15 protein-coding genes are annotated in these 20,131 nt (G+C 52.8%); 14 read left to right on the top strand and 1 reads right to left on the bottom strand.

Annotation, left to right across the window (positions count from 1 at the left end; all coding sequences use genetic code 11):
* Positions 1-155: 155 nt before the first annotated feature.
* Positions 156-1,187 (bottom strand): LacI family DNA-binding transcriptional regulator, encoded by a 1,032-nt coding sequence (locus B5E82_RS02375; RefSeq protein ID WP_087305806.1) that lies wholly within the window; start codon positions 1,185-1,187, stop codon positions 156-158.
* Positions 1,188-1,519: 332 nt separating this feature from the next.
* On the opposite strand from B5E82_RS02375, the gene B5E82_RS02370 reads away from it, so the two are divergent.
* The 14 genes from B5E82_RS02370 to rsgA all read left to right on the top strand — a co-directional run bounded on the left by B5E82_RS02370 (position 1,520) and on the right by rsgA (position 20,131).
* Positions 1,520-3,748, top strand: coding sequence for a PTS transporter subunit IIBC (locus B5E82_RS02370; RefSeq protein ID WP_087305805.1), 2,229 nt, complete (start codon positions 1,520-1,522; stop codon positions 3,746-3,748).
* Between the two features lie 14 nt (positions 3,749-3,762).
* A complete protein-coding gene (locus B5E82_RS02365; protein ID WP_087305804.1) occupies positions 3,763-4,653 on the top strand; it encodes an endonuclease/exonuclease/phosphatase family protein in 891 nt (296 codons plus the stop codon).
* Positions 4,654-4,680: 27 nt separating this feature from the next.
* Positions 4,681-6,183: a 4-alpha-glucanotransferase gene (gene malQ / locus B5E82_RS02360; RefSeq protein ID WP_087305803.1), complete on the top strand. Its 1,503-nt coding sequence runs from the start codon at positions 4,681-4,683 to the stop codon at positions 6,181-6,183.
* Between the two features lie 386 nt (positions 6,184-6,569).
* Entirely contained in the window at positions 6,570-7,448 is an 879-nt protein-coding gene (locus B5E82_RS02355; protein WP_242966226.1) for an aldose 1-epimerase family protein, read from the top strand.
* A gap of 4 nt (positions 7,449-7,452) precedes the next feature.
* On the top strand, positions 7,453-8,922 hold the full coding sequence (locus tag B5E82_RS02350) for a UDP-N-acetylmuramoyl-L-alanyl-D-glutamate--2,6-diaminopimelate ligase (protein WP_087305802.1): 1,470 nt from the start codon (positions 7,453-7,455) through the stop codon (positions 8,920-8,922).
* A complete protein-coding gene (priA, locus tag B5E82_RS02345) occupies positions 8,919-11,192 on the top strand; it encodes a replication restart helicase PriA (RefSeq protein WP_087305801.1) in 2,274 nt (757 codons plus the stop codon). Before B5E82_RS02350 ends, priA begins: the two co-directional genes overlap by 4 nt.
* 19 nt (positions 11,193-11,211) lie before the next feature.
* A complete protein-coding gene (def, locus tag B5E82_RS02340; RefSeq protein WP_087305800.1) occupies positions 11,212-11,694 on the top strand; it encodes a peptide deformylase in 483 nt (160 codons plus the stop codon).
* Positions 11,695-11,698: 4 nt separating this feature from the next.
* Positions 11,699-12,631, top strand: a complete 933-nt coding sequence (gene fmt / locus B5E82_RS02335; protein WP_087305799.1) for a methionyl-tRNA formyltransferase — start codon at positions 11,699-11,701, stop codon at positions 12,629-12,631.
* 166 nt (positions 12,632-12,797) lie between these two features.
* The gene (locus tag B5E82_RS02330; protein WP_087305798.1) at positions 12,798-13,505 is read left to right on the top strand and encodes a zinc metallopeptidase; all 708 of its coding nucleotides are present in this window, start codon (positions 12,798-12,800) and stop codon (positions 13,503-13,505) included.
* On the top strand, positions 13,498-14,895 hold the full coding sequence (gene rsmB, locus B5E82_RS02325; RefSeq protein ID WP_087305797.1) for a 16S rRNA (cytosine(967)-C(5))-methyltransferase RsmB: 1,398 nt from the start codon (positions 13,498-13,500) through the stop codon (positions 14,893-14,895). The genes B5E82_RS02330 and rsmB overlap by 8 nt, the downstream gene beginning before the upstream one ends.
* Positions 14,896-14,922: 27 nt before the next feature.
* A complete protein-coding gene (gene rlmN, locus B5E82_RS02320; RefSeq protein ID WP_087305934.1) occupies positions 14,923-15,993 on the top strand; it encodes a 23S rRNA (adenine(2503)-C(2))-methyltransferase RlmN in 1,071 nt (356 codons plus the stop codon).
* The gene (locus B5E82_RS02315) at positions 15,990-16,712 is read left to right on the top strand and encodes a Stp1/IreP family PP2C-type Ser/Thr phosphatase (protein WP_087305933.1); all 723 of its coding nucleotides are present in this window, start codon (positions 15,990-15,992) and stop codon (positions 16,710-16,712) included. The genes rlmN and B5E82_RS02315 overlap by 4 nt, the downstream gene beginning before the upstream one ends.
* A gap of 75 nt (positions 16,713-16,787) precedes the next feature.
* Positions 16,788-19,241, top strand: a complete 2,454-nt coding sequence (gene pknB / locus B5E82_RS02310; protein ID WP_087305796.1) for a Stk1 family PASTA domain-containing Ser/Thr kinase — start codon at positions 16,788-16,790, stop codon at positions 19,239-19,241.
* 11 nt (positions 19,242-19,252) lie between these two features.
* Positions 19,253-20,131 (top strand): ribosome small subunit-dependent GTPase A, encoded by an 879-nt coding sequence (gene rsgA / locus B5E82_RS02305; RefSeq protein ID WP_087305795.1) that lies wholly within the window; start codon positions 19,253-19,255, stop codon positions 20,129-20,131.

Genomic DNA, 20,131 nt, shown 5'->3' with positions numbered 1-20,131 from the left:
CGAAAACCCGGAAATGCGAAAACCCGGAAATGCGAAAACCCGGAAATGTGAAAGGCCGGGAACTCCCCGGAAATTCCGAACGGAAATTTCCGGCTGAAGTTTCATGGAATCATGGTATATCACGGGGCAGGTAAGAGCCCCGGATTCTCTGGTATTTAACACTCCGAAGATGGAGGTGCGCAGCTTTTCCGCTCCACCAGTACATGAGGTACGATGATCTTGGTGGCCGGAAGTCCGGGATTCTCGATGTGGCTGATCATCTGGGCGGCTGCTTCGATTCCAAGCTGCCGGGCGTTCACATCCACGGAGGTCAGCTGTGGAAAACTGAGCTGGGCGAACAGAGAATTGTTGAAGGAAAGGATGGAGAGATCCTTCGGAATGGAAAGCCTTAAGTTTCCGCAGGCGCCGGCCACAAACATGGCCAGGATGTCATCGCTGACCAGAATTGCGGTGGGACGGTCAGGTGAGGAAAGAAGGCTTTCCAGAACAGCGCTTCTCTGCTCGGGCCGGCAGTTCATTTCGATGCAGTATTCCGGCCGTATGGGAAGCTGATGCTCCAGAAGAGCAGCGGCGTAGCCTGTTTTCCGGTCTTCGGCAAAGAGCAGGGTATTATCTGCTGAAATATAGGCGATTCTCCGGTGGCCCATTTCGATCAGATAGGAAGCGGCTTCCCGTCCGGCCAGAACATTATCGTTATCCACATAGATGGTCTGATTAGCATTGTGGTATGCTTTCCCGATCAGGACATAGAGAAGTCCTTCTTCGCAGAGGTATTCGACGATCGGATCGTGTTTTCGGGAGTAAAGGACAATAAAACCTTCTGCCTGGCCGCTTCGCGCCATGGCCCGGATTCCATCAAGAATTTCTTCTTCATTTTCTCCTGTAATAACCGTATTGATATATTGCTTCTGATTGCAGAGCTGGCTGATGCCGCGGATTGTTTCCAGATAAAATGAGTTCTGGTAAGCTTCCTGCTCGGAAACCGGAAGGATGATACCGATGGTGCGTGAATTTTGTGAGGCCAGGTTGCTTGCCTGAAAATTGGGTTCATAGCCAAGCTGCGCCATAGCCCGGCGCACTTTTTCTTTTGTCTGTCTGCTGATGGATGGATGATCTTTGCATGTGCGCGATACAGTAGAAGGGGATACGCCCGCCAGTGCAGCCACGTCTTTAATCGTTACAGGCATAAAATCGCTCCTTGTATAAGAATATTCATATAACAATATAAAAAGTTTTGGAAGCGGCAGATGGCGGAGAAATGTTTATCCGCGCGCCGCCGTCATCTTCATTTTATATACTGAAAGGGCGGATGTCAATAAAATAATGCAAAATAACGCAAGCGATTGCGTAATGAGCATGCAATATTGCACAAAAATACCCGGCAAATTTTATGCAAAACGGAGAAATGCAAATAAAACAGCAAAAAAGTGTTGAGAAAATTCGGAGGATTGTATATATTTAATGCAAGCGGTTGCATTAAGAGCGCAAAAGATAATCAAGCATTGGGAGGTAATATGTTATGAACGTGAAAGAGGACGGATGCATGGGAATCCGGATTCTGTCTCCGGTGACCGGGCAGGCTGTAAAGCTGGATGACGTGCCGGACCCGGTGTTTTCCGGGAAGATTCTGGGAGATGGAGCAGCGGTGATTCCATCAGGGGGAAAGATCTTAAGCCCTGTGAACGGTGAAGTGGTTTCTGTGGCAGAAACCCTCCATGCGTATGGCCTTAGGACAGAAGATGGACTGGAGCTTCTGATCCATGTGGGGCTGGATACTGTACAGCTGAAAGGCGAGTGCTTCCATGTCCATGTGAAAGAGGGAGACAGGGTCAGCGCGGGAGATCTGCTGGCGGAAGTGGATTTGGATGCGCTGAAAGAAAAAGGGCTGAATCCCGTGACTCCGGTGCTGGTCTGCGACGGACTGCAGAACCGGACGCTGAATATGGCGGAGGGCGAGATGAAAGCCGGAGAGACAGAGCTTCTTCTGGTACTGGATGAGTGCTGTGCGGCAGGCGCGTCTGAGGATGCGGGAGCTGCTGTCCCGGAGGCTGCTTCAGAAAAAGCGGCGGGAGCATCCGGTTCCATTTCCAAAAAGGAAAAGAAGAAATTCCCGATTAATTTTGATTTCCTTCAGAAGCTGGGCAAGGTGCTGATGACTGTCATTGCCGTCATGCCGGCAGCCGGACTGATGATCAGTATCGGAAAGCTGGTACAGATGGCGGGCGTGGATGTGAACATGATTGTTACGATCGGAAGCACGATGGAGAATATCGGCTGGGCGATCATCAACAATCTTCATATCCTTTTTGCTGCCGCGATCGGAGGCTCCTGGGCAAAGGAACGGGCAGGCGGAGCCTTTGCGGCCGTCATTGCGTTTATTCTGATCAATACGATTACCGGAGCGATCTTTGGCGTGTCCGCAGAGATGCTGACGACAGAAGGGGCTGTAACCCATACGCTGTTTGGACAGGAAATTCCGGTAGATGGCTACTTTACATCGGTGCTTGGGGCGCCTGCTCTGAATATGGGCGTGTTCGTCGGCATCATTTCCGGTTTCGTAGGCGGCGTGATTTACAATAAATATTATAATTACAGAAAGCTTCCTGACGCGCTGGCGTTCTTCAACGGAAAACGTTTTGTGCCGCTGGTGGTGATTCTGTGGTCCGTGATAGTTTCTCTGATTCTGGCGGTAATCTGGCCGGTGGTACAGACGGGAATCAACTCTTTCGGTATGTGGATTGCCAATTCCTCGGACACCTCGCCTGTGCTGGCGCCTTTTATCTATGGTACACTGGAACGTCTGCTGCTGCCCTTTGGACTGCATCATATGCTGACGATTCCCATGAACTACACTTCCTTTGGAGGAACCTATACAATTCTTACCGGAGCCAATGCCGGAACACAGGTATTTGGACAGGACCCCCTGTGGCTGGCATGGGTAACAGACCTGATTAATCTGAAAAACGCAGGAGATATGGCCGGATATCAGGAGCTTCTGACAACGGTTACCCCCGCAAGATTTAAAGTGGGACAGATGATTGGAGCTACGGGCCTTCTTCTGGGAATCGCGCTGGCCATGTACCGTTGTGTGGATGCGGATAAGAGAAAGAATTACCGTTCCATGTTTGTCTCTACGGCGCTGGCGGTATTCCTGACCGGAGTGACAGAGCCGCTGGAGTTCATGTTTATGTTCTGCGCGCTGCCGCTGTATCTGATCTATGCAGTGCTGCAGGGCTGCGCCTTTGCCCTGGCGGGAATCTTCCATCTCAGACTGCATTCTTTCGGAAATCTGGAATTTCTGACGAGAATTCCCATGTCTGTGAACGCGGGACTGACCGGAGATATTATTAATTTTGTGATTGCAGTAGTTGCATTCTTTATAATCGGATATTTTGTGGCTTATTACATGATCGGAAAATTCAAATTCGCCACACCTGGACGTCTGGGCAATTACACAGACGAGAACGCAGAGAACACAGAGGAAGGAAGCGCGGCGAAAACCGCGGCAGGTGGAAACGGACAGGCGGAGCGGATTATCGGCCTTCTGGGCGGAAGAGAGAATATCGTGCTGGTGGATGCATGCATGACCCGGCTGCGGGTGACGGTAAAGGATTTGGAAAAAGTAGCCGAACTTCCGGCATGGAAGGCAGAAGGAGCTATGGGACTTATCAAGAAGGACGGCGGCATCCAGGCAGTCTACGGACCGAAGGCGGATGTGCTGAAATCTGATATCAACGACATTTTATAAGGCAGGCGGTCTGAATGAAACTGATTACGTTGAACACTCACAGTATCGTAGAACCGGATTATAAAGAAAAACTGTACAGCTTCAGCCGGGTTGTCCTGGAGGAGCGGCCTGAGATCCTGGCTCTCCAGGAGGTAAACCAGACTGTCAGCGCGGAACCGGCGCCGGAGATCTGGCTGGAAGAGACGGGCTACCTCCCCTGCGGGAGAAGAGAAGGGATGGAGCCGGCGATAGTGCGTATGGATAATCATGCCTTTCGTCTGGCCTGGCTCCTGAAGGAAGGCGGATATTCCATGGCCTGGACATGGATTCCCGCCAAAGTAGGATACGGCCGGTATGACGAAGGCCTGGCTCTTTTTACAGTCTGGCCGGTGGAGAAGACGGATCAGTTCTTTATCTCAGAAAGCCATGATTATCAGAACTGGAAGACACGGAGGGTACTGGGGATGAATATCCTCACGCCTTCCGGCCCCCGGTGGTTCGGCTGTGTCCATATGGGCTGGTGGCAGGATGAGGAAGAGCCTTTCCGGGAACAATGGGCCCGCCTGTGCGCCGAGCTGGAGAAGAACTGGATGAAGGCGGAGCCGGGGCAGGAACAGGAGGCTGTAAAGAGCCCCATATGGCTGATGGGAGACTGTAATTCCAGAGCGGATATCCGGGGGGAAGGGTATGACTTGATTTGCTCGTCGGGTTGGTATGATATGTATGAAATGGCCCGGATTAAGGATCAGGGCGATACGGCCAGCGGTCCCATCGACGGCTGGAAGGAAGAAGGCTCGGCCCCGGGAATGCGCATTGATTACGTGTGGTGCAGCGAGAGAGTCCCGGCAGCAGTGTCCCGGGTGATCTGCAATGGGATAAACGGCCCCCTGGTATCGGATCACTACGGGCTTGTGACGGAAATTTAAAATAACAGCGAAGAAAGGAAATGGAAGATGAGACGGGAAAGCGGGATTCTGCTGTCTGTTACCAGTCTGCCGTCGCGGTATGGCATTGGCTGTTTTTCAAAAGAAGCATATGACTTTGTAGACCGGCTGGAGGCCTGCGGACAGAGCTACTGGCAGATTCTGCCTCTTGGCCCTACCAGCTATGGAGATTCTCCTTACCAGTCTTTTTCTACGTTTGCGGGAAATCCGTACCTGATCAGTCTGGAAAGACTGGTGGAAGAAGGCGTGCTGACAGAAGAAGAATGCGGCGCGGAGGATTGGGGAAAAAGGCCCGGGGCCGTAGACTATGAAAAGATATACAGGGCCCGCTTCCGGCTGCTTCGGAAAGCTTATGAACGCAGCCATATTGCGGAGGACCCGGAATTTCAGAGATTCAAATATGAAAACAGCTGGTGGCTGCGGGACTATGCGGTTTTCATGGCAGTCAAGGGAGTGTTCGGCGGACAGGAATGGACGAAATGGGCGGAGGATATCCGGCTGCGCTGGAACAATGCCATGGACTATTACCAGCGGGAATATTATTTTGACATAGAGTTTCAGGAGTATCTGCAGTACCAGTTTATCCGGCAGTGGAGAGAACTGAAGGCTTATGCCAATGGAAAGGGAATCCGGATTATCGGGGATATCCCCATCTATGTAGCCATGGACAGCGCAGACGCCTGGGCGCATCCGGAGCTGTTTCAGCTGGATGAGAACAACAGGCCGACGGCCGTGGCAGGCTGTCCGCCCGATGGATTTTCTGCTTCCGGACAGCTGTGGGGAAATCCGCTGTACCGTTGGGATTACCACCGGCAGACAGGCTATCAGTGGTGGCTTCAGAGGCTGTCCTACTGCTATCAGCTCTATGACGTGGTACGGATCGATCATTTCCGGGGATTTGACGAGTATTATTCGATCCCTTTTGGGGATGAGGACGCCACCAGAGGGCACTGGGAGAAAGGTCCTGGGATGGAACTGTTCCGCACTGTGAAAGCCGCGCTGGGCGAAAAAGAAATTATTGCGGAGGATCTGGGATACATTACAGATTCCGTCCGCCGGCTTGTATGGGAGAGCGGGTATCCCGGCATGAAGGTGCTGGAATTCGCGTTTGATTCCCGCGATTCCGGATGTGCCAGCGACTATCTGCCCCACAATTATCCGGAAAACAGCGTGGCCTATACGGGAACCCATGACAACGAGACGATTACCGGATGGTATGACAGCATCACAGAGGAGGAGAGAACGCTTGTCAGAGAATATCTCTGTGACATGCGTACAGCCAGAAAGAATCTGTATCTTCCCCTCATCAGCCTGATTATGCGCAGTTCCGCGCGGATCTGCATTATTCCCATGCAGGATTATCTCGGGCTGGACAACCGGTGCAGAATGAATACTCCTTCTACGGTGGGGAAAAACTGGAAGTGGAGACTTCTTCCGGGGCAGATGTCTGATGAAGTGGTGGAACTGATTGGAGCCGTCACGAAACGTTATGGACGATGGAACTGGAGATAGAGAAAGAGACACAGTAAATGATGGCAGCATATAGTTATAGCAGCGTCGGTGTACCAAGGGCGTATTGCTCCTGTATACCGACGCTGAAGAAGGAAAAGAGAAAAGAAAAACCGTCCGGCTGCCCGGACGGTTTTCCTTTTCTTATGAGGGGGGAGATAGTGATGTCTTATCAACTATCTGTGCTTTATTATAATGTCCAAATGTGTTCAAAGTATGTCCATTTTCTAAATTAACCATAAAAAAATAGCTCAAAACTTAAAAAAACCTTAAGAGAATCGAAAATCACCCGCAGGGAATTGGAAAAAAAGGACAGGCATGGTATAATACCGACAGGTATTATAGTATTATAAGAAGCCGGGCGGAAACCGGCAGGAGGAGGAACAGGTATGGCGCAGATGCGGGTGTTGGAAAATGAAGAACTGAAAATTCAGGTGAGTGATGATGGAGCGGAGCTTTGCAGCATTTATGACAAGGCAAAAGACAGAGAAGCTCTGTGGACGGCAGATCCGAAAGTCTGGGCGCGCCACGCGCCGGTACTGTTCCCGTTTGTGGGAAAGGTAAACGGCGGCTTCTATACATATGAAGGAAAGAAATATCCGATGGGCCAGCATGGCTTTGCCAGGGACAGAAGGTTTGAGTGTGTGGAGACAGGAGAGTCCCATGTGACGCACCGCCTGGTTTCCGATAAAGAAAGCCGGGAAGTCTATCCGTTTGACTTTGTGCTGGAGATTACGCATAAAATAGAAGGAAACTGTGTAACAGTAGAATGGAAGGTAGAAAATCCTGGAGAAAAGCGGATGTATTTTTCTATCGGAGGCCATCCGGGCTTCTGCGTGACGCAGCAGGAGGGCTGCACCCTTGTCTTTGACGGGCAGGAGAGTCTGGAACGGGTATCCATCAATCTGGACGCGGCGGCTGTGGACGCGGAGCATCCGGAAACTCTGAAGCTTGAAAATGGAACGTATCCCGTGGACGCTCATACCTTTGATAAAGATGCCCTGATTTTTGATCACGGCCAGGTGAAGAAGGTGGGCCTTGTGGACTCGGACGGAACAAAGCTGGTGACGCTTTTCTGTCCGGACGCCCTGAGTGTGGGAATCTGGGCGCCGGCAGGCGGAAATGCGCCTTTCATCTGCCTGGAGCCCTGGATCGGCAGGTGCGACAATATGGGCTTTGAGGGAGAGCTTCCGGATAAGTTTGACGAGCAGAGCCTGGAGCCGGGAGAGAGCTTCCGGACAGCTTATAAAATTCTGATTGGAGAATAGACAGATGAGAGCAGCAAGGGAACTGCTGAAAGATCTGGAATATCAGGTCTTAAGCGGCAGCATAGACGTAAATGTAAACGAACTGGTATATAATACGAAGAAAGTCACGAAAGAGAGCATGTTTGTCTGTATCAAAGGCGCAGCCTTTGACAGCCATGACGCGGCGGCGGACGCCGCGAAAAGCGGTGCCATCGTGATCGTGGCGGAGCGCCCGGTGGAGGTACCGGAGGGAATCTGCGTAGTTTTGGTAAAAGATACCCGCTATGCGCTGGCGCTGATTTCAGCGGCGTATTTTGATTATCCGGCAAGAAAGCTGAAGGTGATCGGAATCACCGGAACGAAGGGAAAGACCACGACGACATTCATGATCCGTTCCATTCTGGAGCACGCGGGAATCCGCACGGGCCTGATTGGAACGATTGAGACGATTATCGGGGACCGTCATATTCCGGCCAGCAATACGACGCCGGAATCCTACACGATTCAGGCGTATTTCGCGGCCATGGTGGAAGCGGGCTGCCAGGTGGCGGTTATGGAGGTGTCTTCCCAGGGACTGAAGCTTCACCGGACGGCGGGAATTCTGTTTGACATCGGAATCTTTACGAACCTGGCGCCGGATCATATCGGTCCCAACGAGCATGAGAGCTTTGAGGAGTATCTGGAGTGCAAGAGCCGTCTGTTCCGCCAGTGCCGGGTGGGTATCGTGAATGCGGACGATGAGCACTGTGGGCAGATTCTGGAGGGGCACACCTGCCAGGTGGAGACCTATGGCTTCTCAGAAAAAGCCGATCTGCGGGCTTCGGATGTGAAGCTGGTAAGCCGCCCGGGATTTCTGGGTGTGGCTTATCATGTGTCCGGGCTGGCGGATTTCGATGTGGAGATCGATATGCCCGGACGGTTCAGCGTCTACAATTCCCTGGTGGCCATCGCAGTCTGCCGCCATTTCGATATTTCCAGAGAGGATGTGCTGGAGGCCCTGGAGACGGCGCAGACCAAGGGGCGCATCGAGAAGATAAAGGTATCGGATGATTTTACGCTGATGATTGACTATGCGCACAATGCCATGAGTCTGGAAAGCCTTCTGACGACCCTGAAGGAATACCACCCGAAGCGCCTGGTATGTCTGTTCGGCTGCGGAGGAAACCGTTCCCGGATGCGCCGGTTTGAGATGGGAGAGGTATCGGGCCGTCTGGCGGATCTGACCGTGATTACCTCGGATAATCCCCGCTTTGAGGAGCCCCAGGCGATCATCGACGATATCCGGACCGGAATCGAGAAGACAGACGGAAAGTATATTGAGATTATCGATCGCAAGGAAGCGATCCGTTATGTGATAGAGCATGGCCAGCCGGGAGATGTGATTGTGCTGGCCGGGAAGGGCCATGAGGATTACCAGGAGATCCGGGGCGTCAAGTACCCGATGGATGAGCGTGTGCTGATTCAGGAAGTGCTGGAGGAGCTTGGAAGAAAGTGAAATATGCCAATGTGATCGTGGATATTTCCCTGGAAAAGCTGGACCGGACCTTTCAGTACCGGGTGCCGGCAGAGCTGGAAGACGGCTTGAGTGTCGGAATGCAGGTGGTAGTTCCCTTTGGAAACGGCAGCCGCAGGCTTACAGCCTATGTGGTGGAGCTGACAGACCAGTGTGAATGGGACCCGGAGCGGGTGAAGGATATCATCGGAATCGCAGAAAAGGGAATCCGGCTGGAGGGACAGATGATTGCCCTGGCGGCCTGGATGCGCCGTATGTACGGTTCCACCATGAACCAGGCGCTGAAGACGGTGCTTCCGGTGCGCAGGGCGGTTCAGGAAAAGGTGAAAAGAAATCTTGTTCTGGCTGTGCCGAAAGAAAAAGCAGAGGAAGCCTGTCGGCTGTTTGAGAAAAAGAACCAGAAGGCAAGGCTTCGGATCATGGAAGCGCTGCTTCAGGCGGAAGACAGGGGAGAATCCCTTGATTATGGAAACGCTTTGAAGGATCTGGGAGTCACGGCGCAGACCATAAAGCCTCTGACGGAAATGGGGCTTGTTAGGGTGGAGACGGATACGGTTTTCCGGAATCCGGTAAAGCCTTCGGAGGTGGAGCCCCATCCTGTGTCCCTGTATCCCGGACAGCAGGAAATTGTGGATGGGATTCTTTCGCGGGCGGCGGCCGGAGACAGAAGACCGTCGCTGATTCACGGGGTCACGGGAAGCGGCAAGACGGAGATCTACATGGAACTGATTGCCGCCGTGCTGAAGGAAGGAAAACAGGCCATTGTCCTGATTCCGGAGATTGCGCTGACCTTCCAGACCGTGCTTCGGTTTTATAAAAGATTCGGCGATTTGGTTTCGATTATGCATTCCCGGCTTTCAGCCGGAGAACGCTATGACCAGTTTGAGCGGGCCAGAAAGGGAGAAGCCCGGGTGATGATCGGACCCCGTTCGGCCCTGTTCACACCCTTTGACCGGCTGGGGATTGTTGTGATAGACGAAGAGCATGAGGGAAGCTATAAGAGCGAGACTGTGCCGCGGTATCATGCCAGAGAGACAGCCATAGAGCGGGCCCGCATGAGCGGGGCCTTTGTGGTGCTGGGGTCCGCGACGCCTTCGGTGGATTCGTATGAAAGAGCGCGGACCGGGGAGTATCAGCTCTATCAGCTTTCCATGCGCGTGCCGGGAAGAATGCTTCCCGACACGGAGATTATAGATTTAAGAGAAGAACTTAAGGCAGGGAACCGTTCCATCTTCAGCGCAAGGCTGAGAGAACTGATGGAAGACAGGCTTTCAAAGGGACAGCAGATAATGCTGTTTCTGAACCGCCGGGGTTATGCGGGCTTTGTTTCTTGCAGAGCCTGCGGACATGTGATAAAATGTCCACATTGCGATATCTCTTTGTCCCTTCACACAGGCGGGCGCATGATCTGCCATTACTGCGGATATCAGAGCGCGGCTGTGAAAAAATGTCCTTCCTGCGGGTCTGCCTACATCGGAGCTTTTCGGGCAGGGACCCAGCAGGTGGCAGAGCAGGCCGGGAAAGAATTTCCCGGCGCGCGGGTTCTGCGCATGGATTTTGATACCACAAAGCAAAAGGGAGGCCACGAGAAGATTCTTGAGGCCTTTTCCCGCCACGAGGCGGATATTCTGGTGGGCACCCAGATGATTGTGAAGGGACATGATTTTCCGGGCGTGACGCTGGTGGGGATTCTGGCGGCGGATCTTTCGCTCTACGCGGGAGACTACCGGGCTTCGGAGAGAACCTTCCAGCTGCTGACCCAGGCGGCGGGAAGAGCCGGCCGGGGAACGGAGAAGGGCGTCGCCGTGATACAGACGTACAGCCCGGACCATTACAGCGTAACGGCTGCCGCGGCCCAGGATTATGAGAGCTTCTTCCGGCAGGAGATGGCTTACCGGCAGCTGATGCACTATCCGCCGGCATCCCATCTGCTGGCGCTGTACCTGATGTCAGAGAAGGAAGAGGAGCTGGATACGGGTGCCGGAATCCTGAGAGAACTGGCTGCGCGGACGGCGGAAGAGACGCGGCGGGAGATGCGCCAGACAGAGAGAAACGTGATTCATATGATTGGCCCGGCAGAGGCCGGACTGGCAAAGCTGAAGGATGTGTACCGCAGAGTGCTGTATGTAAAATGCGGGAATCTGGCCCTGCTGCTTGCCTGGAAAGAAAAGCTGGAGACGGAGCTTGGCCGGGAGGAGAGGCTCCGGGCTTTGAATATACAATTTGATATGGACCCTGTGAATCCATTTTAACTGTGGGAGGAAGAAAAGTATGGCTATCAGAAATATCAGAGAACTGGGAGACGACATTCTCCGTAAAAAATGCCGGGAGGTAAAGGAGATGACTCCGAGGCTTGAGGAGCTGATTCACGACATGTATGACACCATGTATGAAGCCCAGGGCGTAGGACTTGCGGCTCCGCAGGTGGGCATCCTGAAGCGGATTGTGGTCATCGATGTGGATGGAACTCCATATACCATGATAAATCCGAAGATTCTGGAGACCCGGGATGAGCAGAGCGGAAGCGAAGGCTGCTTAAGCGTGCCTGGCAAGGCCGGAATCGTGAAACGGCCGAATTATGTGAAGGCTGAGGCGTGGAATGAAAAGATGGAACGGTATGAGGTGGAAGGAGAAGGGCTTCTGGCCCGGGCCATCTGCCATGAGCTGGATCATCTGGACGGCGTGATGTATGTGGACCTGGTGGAAGGCGACCTCTATGAGGTGGGGGCTGCTGACGACGAAGACGAGGAGTGATTGCATGAAGATTATTTTTATGGGAACGCCGGATTTTTCTGTGGGAACGCTGGACGCGCTGGTCCGGGCCGGCCACGAGATTACACTGGTGGTTTCTCAGCCGGATAAACCCAAAGGGCGGGGGCATGAGCTGGCTCCCACGGCAGTGAAGACGGCGGCTCTGCGGCATGGTCTGAAGGTTTTTCAGCCGAAAAAGCTCCGGGACCCGGAGACAGTAAAGGTGCTGGAGGATACGCCGGCAGATGTGATTGTAGTAATCGCCTATGGGCAGATTGTGCCGCCGGCGGTTCTTCATATGAAAAAATACGGCTGCATCAATGTGCACGGCTCTCTTCTGCCGAAATACCGGGGAGCGGCCCCCATCCAGTGGGCTGTTATCGATGGAGAAAAGGAGAGCGGCGTGACCATCATGCAGATGGACGAGGGCCTGGATACGGGCGATATGCTGCTGAAAGGAACGGTGGCGCTGGAAGAAAAAGAGACCAGCGGCAGCCTGTTTGAGAAAATCAGCGCCCTGGGAGCGTCTCTGTGCGTGGAAGCGCTGGAGAAGCTGGAAAAGGGTGAATTAAAGCCGGAAAAGCAGGGCGAGTCCACGACGGAATACGCAAAGATGCTGACCAAGGAAATGGGAGAGCTGGACTTCCGCAGAAGCGCTGCGGAGCTGGAGAGGCTGATTCGGGGTCTGAATCCCTGGCCCAGCGCCTACACACGGCTTGGAGACAAAACTTTGAAAATCTGGGCCGCAGATGTATGCGGAAAGAAAGACGAAGGAGCTGTCTGCGGAGAGATTACAGAGGTGGCGAAAGACGCCTTTTATGTGGCCTGCGGGGAAGGAACTCTGAAAATCACAGAGCTTCAGCTTCAGGGTAAAAAAAGGATGGATGCGGCCGCGTTCCTGCGGGGGTATCATCTTGAGCCGGGACAGCGGCTGGGCTGACAGAAGAAAGCTGCCGGAGGGAAGAATATAAAACGGTACATTCTTCTATCCGGATATGATAGATTTTGGGACACAATAACACAGATGCGGAAAAAGAGCATCTGCCATACGGGAGACAGAACCGCCGGACGGCAGTTCTGCGAAAAAAGCAAGGAGATGAACGTATATGCCATATGGTTATTATTATCGGTATTGGGACCCGACTTATATTCTGGTGATTATCGGTGTAATTATTTCTCTGTGGGCTTCGGCAAAGGTAAAGACGACCTATTCAAAATACAGCCGGGTGCGCAGCATGTCAGGTCTTACAGGAGCACAGGCAGCAGAGAGAATTCTGCATTCCGCAGGACTGTACGATGTGAGAATTGAGCATATTTCCGGGGATTTGACGGATCATTACGATCCCAAAAACCGTGTGCTGCGCCTATCGGATACGGTCTACGGTTCCGCGTCGGTGGCGGCCGTGGGCGTGGCGGCCCACGAGTGCGGCCATGCGGTTCAGGACCAGAAGGATTACGCGCCTCTGCGCATCCGTAATTCCCTGGTTCCGGTGGCAAATTTCGGAACGATGGCGGCCTGGCCGATTATTATCATCGGACTGATTTTCGGAAGCAGTCATTTCCTGGTAAACCTGGGAATTCTGCTGTTTTCTCTGGGTGTGCTGTTTCAGCTGGTGACGCTGCCGGTGGAGTTTGACGCCTCCAGCCGCGCGATCCAGATCCTTGGTAATACAGGAATTCTTTACGGGGATGAAATCAGGCAGACCAGAAAGGTCCTGAACGCGGCGGCCATGACTTATGTGGCGGCAGCGGCGGCGTCCATTCTGTCTCTGCTCCGTCTGATTCTGCTTTTTGGAGGAAGGGATCGTGACTAAAGGAACAGACGTCCGGGAACTGGCCCTTGGCATACTGCTGGAGGTATCGGGCGGCGTGGAGTACAGCCATGTCGCCCTTCGGAATGTACTGGAAAAATATCAGTATCTGGAAAAGCAGGAGCGCTCATTTCTGACAAGACTGGTGGAAGGAACGCTGGAGCGGCGTATCTGGCTGGATTATGTGATTGATCAGTTTTCCAGCGTCAAGGTCCGAAAGCAGAAGCCGGTGATTCGGGAGATTCTGCGGATGTCTGTTTATCAGCTGCGGTTTATGGACAGCGTGCCGGACGCGGCGGTCTGCAACGAGGCGGTAAAGCTGGCCCAGAAGAAAGGGTTCCGGCAGCTGAAAGGCTTTGTAAACGGGGTTCTCCGGAATATCGCAAGGCACCTGCAGGAGATAGAATATCCCTCCAAAGAGCAGCCTGTCCGGTATCTTTCGGTCCGGTATTCCATGCCGGAATGGATTGTGGAAGACTGGCTGAAGATTTATGGCAGAGAGACGGCAGAAAAGATGCTGGCTGCTTTTTATGAGGAACGTCCTACGGTCATCCGCGTAAACAGAAACCGGATTACACCGGAGGAACTGACGCGGCGGCTTGAGGAGAGGGGCGTCTCCGTGAGCAGCGCGCCTTATCTTTCCTGTGCCCTTCAGATAGAAGGTTATGATTATCTGGGAGCCCTGCCGGAATTCCGGGAAGGCCTGTTTCAGGTACAGGATGTCAGTTCCATGCTGGCTGTGGAAGCAGCAGGCGTAAGACCGGGAGATTACTGCATGGATGTATGCGCCGCTCCCGGGGGGAAGAGCCTGTTTCTTTCGGAAAAGACCGGAAAAGACGGTTTTGTGGACGCCCGGGATTTGACGGACTATAAGGCGGAGCTGATTCGGGAAAATGTGGAACGTATGCGGGCGGAGAATGTGCAGATTTCTGTCCGGGACGCCTGCGCGCCTGATGAAGATTCGGAAAATAAGGCGGATGTGCTGATTGCGGATCTGCCATGCTCAGGGCTGGGAGTTCTGGGTAAAAAGACGGATTTGAAATACAGAGTGAGCCGGGAGCAGCAGGAAGAGCTGGCAGCTTTGCAGAGAAACATTCTCGGAACAGTTCAGTCTTATGTGAAGCCGGGCGGAATCCTTCTTTACAGCACCTGTACAATCAGTCAGGCGGAGAATGAGGAAAATGTCCGCTGGTTTCTGGAGCGGTTTCCCTATGAGGCGATTTCTCTGGAAGATTGTCTGCCGGAGGAGCTGGCAGAAAAGGCGGCCGGCGGAAGCATACATAAAGGATATCTGCAGCTTCTGCCGGGAATTCACCGGTGCGACGGTTTTTTTATCGCAAAATTCAGAAGGAAACCTTTTGCGGAGCATCCGGCGCGGCGGGAAGACTGCTAGATTAAGAAAACATGGGTAGCAATGGTTATGGAAGACAGAGATATCAAATCTCTCACCAGAGAGGAGCTTCGAAAAGAACTCCTTGACAGAGGAGAAAAAGCATTCCGGGCCGATCAGATTTACGGCTGGATGCATCAGCGGCTGGCCGGGGGCTTTGAGGAAATGACAAATATTTCAAAGAGCCTGAGGGAAGCGCTGGGATCAGAATATGATTATACAAATCTGGAGATCGTAGAAGTACAGAGATCGAAGCTGGATGGAACCTGCAAATATCTGTTTCGCCTGGCGGACGGAAATGTAATCGAGAGTGTGCTGATGCGGTATCATCATGGAAACTCGGTCTGTATTTCCTCACAGGCCGGCTGCCGGATGGGCTGCCGGTTCTGCGCCTCTACCATAGGCGGCCTGGTAAGAAATCTGAAGGCATCGGAAATGCTGGACCAGATTTATCAGATTCAGAAGGACACGGGCGAGCGGGTATCCAATGTGGTGGTTATGGGGACCGGGGAACCGCTGGATAACTATGAGAATCTGCTGCGGTTTATCCGAATTTTGTCTGATGAGCACGGCCTGCACATCAGCCAGAGAAACATTACCGTGTCCACCTGCGGAATCGTTCCGCGGATTCGGGAGCTGGCAGACGAGGATCTTTCCATTACTCTGGCCCTGTCTCTGCATGCGGCTGAGCAGGAAAAACGGGAGGAGCTGATGCCCATTGCCCGGAAATACAGCCTGCCCGAGGTACTGGACGCCTGCGCGTATTATTTTGAAAAGACAGGAAGGCGGCTGACTTTTGAGTACAGCCTGGTGGGCAGAGTCAACGATCATCCAGAGGACGCGGAGCGTCTCGCGGCTCTTGCCAGGCCCCTTCACAGCCACATAAATCTGATTCCGGTGAACCCTGTGACGGAGCGAAAGTACGTGCAGCCGGACAAAAAAGTTATCGGCAATTTCAAAAAGGAACTTGAAAAATACGGAATTAATGTTACTATTAGAAGAGAAATGGGCCGGGATATCGATGGTGCCTGCGGGCAGCTGCGCCGGAGATATCTGGATGAAGAACACGCCAAACCAAAGAAAGGAGGAGACGAATGCTGAGAGCCTGGGGCATGAAAGATGTCGGCCGATGCCGGGACATCAATCAGGATTATATTTTTTTATCAGAAGAACCCATGGGAAATCTGCCGAATCTGTTTCTGGTGGCAGATGGTATGGGCGGTCACAGGGCAGGCGATCTGGCCTCCGAGTATACGGTTTCGCGGGTCTGCGAAGCGGTCACAAAAAGTATGCAGAAGATTCCGTTTCAGATTTTAAAAGGCGCATTTCAGTATGCGAATCAGAAGCTGATAGAGAAGGCGGGGGAATCGCCGGCTTACGCAGGCATGGGAACGACGCTGGTGGCCGTTACGGTGCAGGATGACACCGCGTATGTTGCCAACGTGGGAGACAGCCGTCTCTATAAAATCGGCGGAACGATTGAGCAGATTACAGAGGATCATTCTCTGGTGGAAGAGATGGTCCGCATGGGAGAGATTTCAAAAGAGGAAGCCCGGAATCATCCCGAGAAAAACATTATTACAAGGGCCATCGGGGTATCCGAGACTGTAGAGCCGGATTACTTCGATACAAAGCTGGAAAAAGGCGAATGCCTGCTGCTGTGCTCGGATGGGCTGAGCAATATGCTGGAAGACGCACAGATTAAGGAAATTCTGGATCGGAGAACAGATCTCCGTTCAGGCGCCGAGGAACTGGTGAGAGAGGCAAACCGGAACGGCGGAAAAGACAATATCGCCGTTGTGCTGATTGAATCGGCATAAGCCAGGCAGGCACAGATGGTCTTAAGCTTGAAGCCCGTGGATATAGAACAGGATCAGGGATGATGAGGTGAAGAAATGGTTAGAATAGGAATGTTTTTAGGAGATCGCTATGAAATTCTGGAGAAAATAGGCTCCGGCGGCATGGCAGAGGTCTTTAAGGGAAAGGATCATAAGCTGAACCGTTTTGTGGCGGTGAAGGTTTTGAAGGATGAGTTTGTAGAGGACAGAAATTTTGTCCGCAAGTTTAAGGAGGAGGCCCAGGCGGCTGCCGCCCTGGCTCATCCGAATATTGTAAATGTGTATGATGTGGGTGATGAGCAGAACATCAATTATATTGTGATGGAGCTGGTGGAAGGCATCACCCTGAAGACTTATATTGAGAAAAAAGGCAGGCTGACGGTAAAAGAAGCTACCAGCATTGCCATTCAGGTGGCGTCCGGTCTGGAGGTTGCGCACAACAATCAGATTGTACACCGGGATATCAAGCCTCAGAACATCATTATTTCCCGTGAGGGGAAAGTAAAAGTGACAGATTTTGGAATCGCAAAGTCTGTATCTTCCAATACCAACACGGCGGACGCCATGGGTTCCGTGCACTACACGTCTCCGGAGCAGGCCAGAGGCGGCTACAGTGATGCCAAGAGCGATATCTATTCTCTGGGTATCGTCATGTATGAGATGGTGACCGGACGTGTGCCTTTTGACGGAGAGACGACAGTGGTCGTGGCGGTGAAGCATCTGCAGGAGGATATTGTGTCGCCCCGGGTCTATGCGTCTGATATTCCCGTAAGCCTGGAGCATATCATTCTGAAATGTACGGAAAAGAGTCCGGACCGCCGGTATGCCAACGTGACGGAGCTGATTGCGGATCTGAAGCAGTCTCTGCTGACCCCGGACGTCAACTTTGTGAAAGAGGTTGTGCCTGACGGAGCCAAGACAGTGGCCATCACCAGGGATGAGATTTCCAGGATTAAAAGAGAGACCGGCAGGATTCCTCAGGATGAGGATGATGCCGAATCCCGTTATGCTTATCTGGATCATATGAATGACGGCGAGGATGACGACGACGATTATGATGATGAGTATGACGATGATGAATATGATGACGACGATTACGATGACGACGAATATGATCCGGATGACGAGGATGACGATAAGGACGATGACGAGGACGACGATGAAGAAGGCGGAATTCTCGATCCGAAGCTGGAGAAGATCATGATGATCGGCGGCATTGCGGCCGGAGTCATTATTGTGATTATTATTATTGTAATTCTCGTGCAGGTATTTGGAGGCAGAGGCGGTTCCGGCAGCAGCGATAATAACAGTGAAAATACAGAGATAGAGGATGTCCTTGAGGAAAATGTCGAGGTTCCGAATCTTCTGGGCAAGAGCTACGCGGAGGCAAAAGAAGCGCTGAATGAGTTGGGACTGGGTATTGACGTGGGTGAGACGCGCTCTTCCGACGAATATGAAGCAGGCCAGATTATCAGCCAGAGCGTGGACGCGGGGACCGAGGTAGAAGCCCATACGACGATTGTTGTGGATATCTGCGGAGACGGCTCTGAAATTGAAGTGCCGGATCTGGAAGGAAAATCACAGACACAGGCGGAAAGTTCGCTGACAGCGCTGGGACTCAGCGCGGATATATCGGAATCCTACAGCGACGATGTGGCTTCCGGAAGAGTGATCTCCACATCTCCCTCAGCCGGAGAGAAGGTAGCCAAAGGCAGCGTGGTGAAGGTGGTGATCAGCAAGGGCAGCGAGGCTGACGCGCAGGTGGCTGTTCCGACCCTGACAAACCGCACAGAGTCTGAAGCCAAGTCTCTTCTGAGCGCAGCAGGACTGGGCTCCGGTTCTGTAAGTCAGGAGTACAGCGATACAGTAGCGGAAGGTTATATCATTTCTCAGAATCCTTCGGCCGGAAGCATGGTGGATAAGGGAACAAATGTCAGCTATGTGGTCAGCAGAGGACAGGAGAATGTCTATATCGGAAACGCTGAGAAGGATGGAAGCAGTGAGAGCGCGGTCACCAATTACCTGACCGGAAAGGGACTGAAGGTCTCCCGTTCTGAAGCTTACAGTGATACCGTGCCGAAAGGAAATGTGATTTCCTATAACCCCGGAAACGGCAGCACGGTAGCTCCGGGCAGCACTGTGAATATTGTAGTCAGCCTTGGACCGGAGCCGGTGAAGACAGCACAGGTTCCCGGAGCCGGAGCAGACGTGAATGAGATCACGAACCGGGGCTTTGTAGTTGGAAACAGAACCTATGAATACAGCGACAGCATCGCGAAAGACAAAATAATATCCTGCAGTCCCAGCGGCACGCAGAATGTGGGAACCACTATCAATGTGGTCATCAGCCGGGGCGTCTGCCTGCATCCCAATGTGGATGCAAGCGGCAAGTGTACAGAATGCGGAAAGACAGGACTGACGCCCACGAACCCGACCACGCCATCGGAACCGACTACGCCCTCTGACGGTTCAGAGAGCAGTTCGGGTACCGGCGGCCAGACCGGGACCTGAGAGTGAAATTGATGCAGGGAAAGATTATAAAAGGGATTGCCGGATTCTACTACGTTCACGCAGGAGAATCCGGCGTCTATGAATGTAAGGCAAAAGGAATCTTCCGCAATCAGAAAATAAAGCCCCTTGTGGGCGATAATGTGCGGATGACCATACTGGACGATCGGGACAGGGAGGGAAATATTGAAGAAATTCTTCCCCGGACCAACGAGCTGATCCGTCCGGCGGTGGCAAATATCGACCAGGCGCTTGTGATTTTTGCGGCGGCAAAGCCAAAGCCGAATTTTAATCTTCTTGACAGGTTCCTGATTCTGATGCAGTACCAGGATGTTCCGGCTGTGATCTGCTTCAACAAGCAGGATATCGCGGAGGAGCAGGAACTGAAGCTGCTTCGGGATACCTACATAAACGCGGGATATGAAGTGCGGTTTACCAGCGCGGTGACCCAGGCAGGAGTAGAAGAGATCCGGAGACTGCTGAAAGGAAAGACTACGTCAGTAGCCGGTCCGTCCGGTGTGGGGAAATCTTCCCTTATCAATCTTCTGGCGCCGGAAGCAGGAATGGAGACAGGCGATATCAGCAGAAAGATTGAGAGAGGGCGCCACACGACCCGGCATTCGGAGCTGTTCGCCCTGGATGGGGACAGCTATATCTGTGACACGCCGGGATTCAGTTCTATCTATCTGCCAGATATGGAAAAAGAAGAGCTGGGAAGCTTTTTTTCGGAGTTTGGGGAGTATGAGGGACACTGCCGTTTTCAGGGCTGCGCGCATATTCATGAGCCGGACTGCGCAGTAAAGGAAGCGCTTTCGGAAGGCAGAATCAGTCCCATACGATACGAGAACTATAAACTTTTATATGACGAACTGAAAGACAAGAGGAGGTATTGA

The sequence above is a fragment of the Lachnoclostridium sp. An138 genome (assembly GCF_002160765.1).
Taxonomy (GTDB): domain Bacteria; phylum Bacillota; class Clostridia; order Lachnospirales; family Lachnospiraceae; genus Laedolimicola; species Laedolimicola faecalis.
Note: the sequence above shows the minus strand (reverse complement) of the source record. Positions and strands in the feature narration are given on the sequence as shown.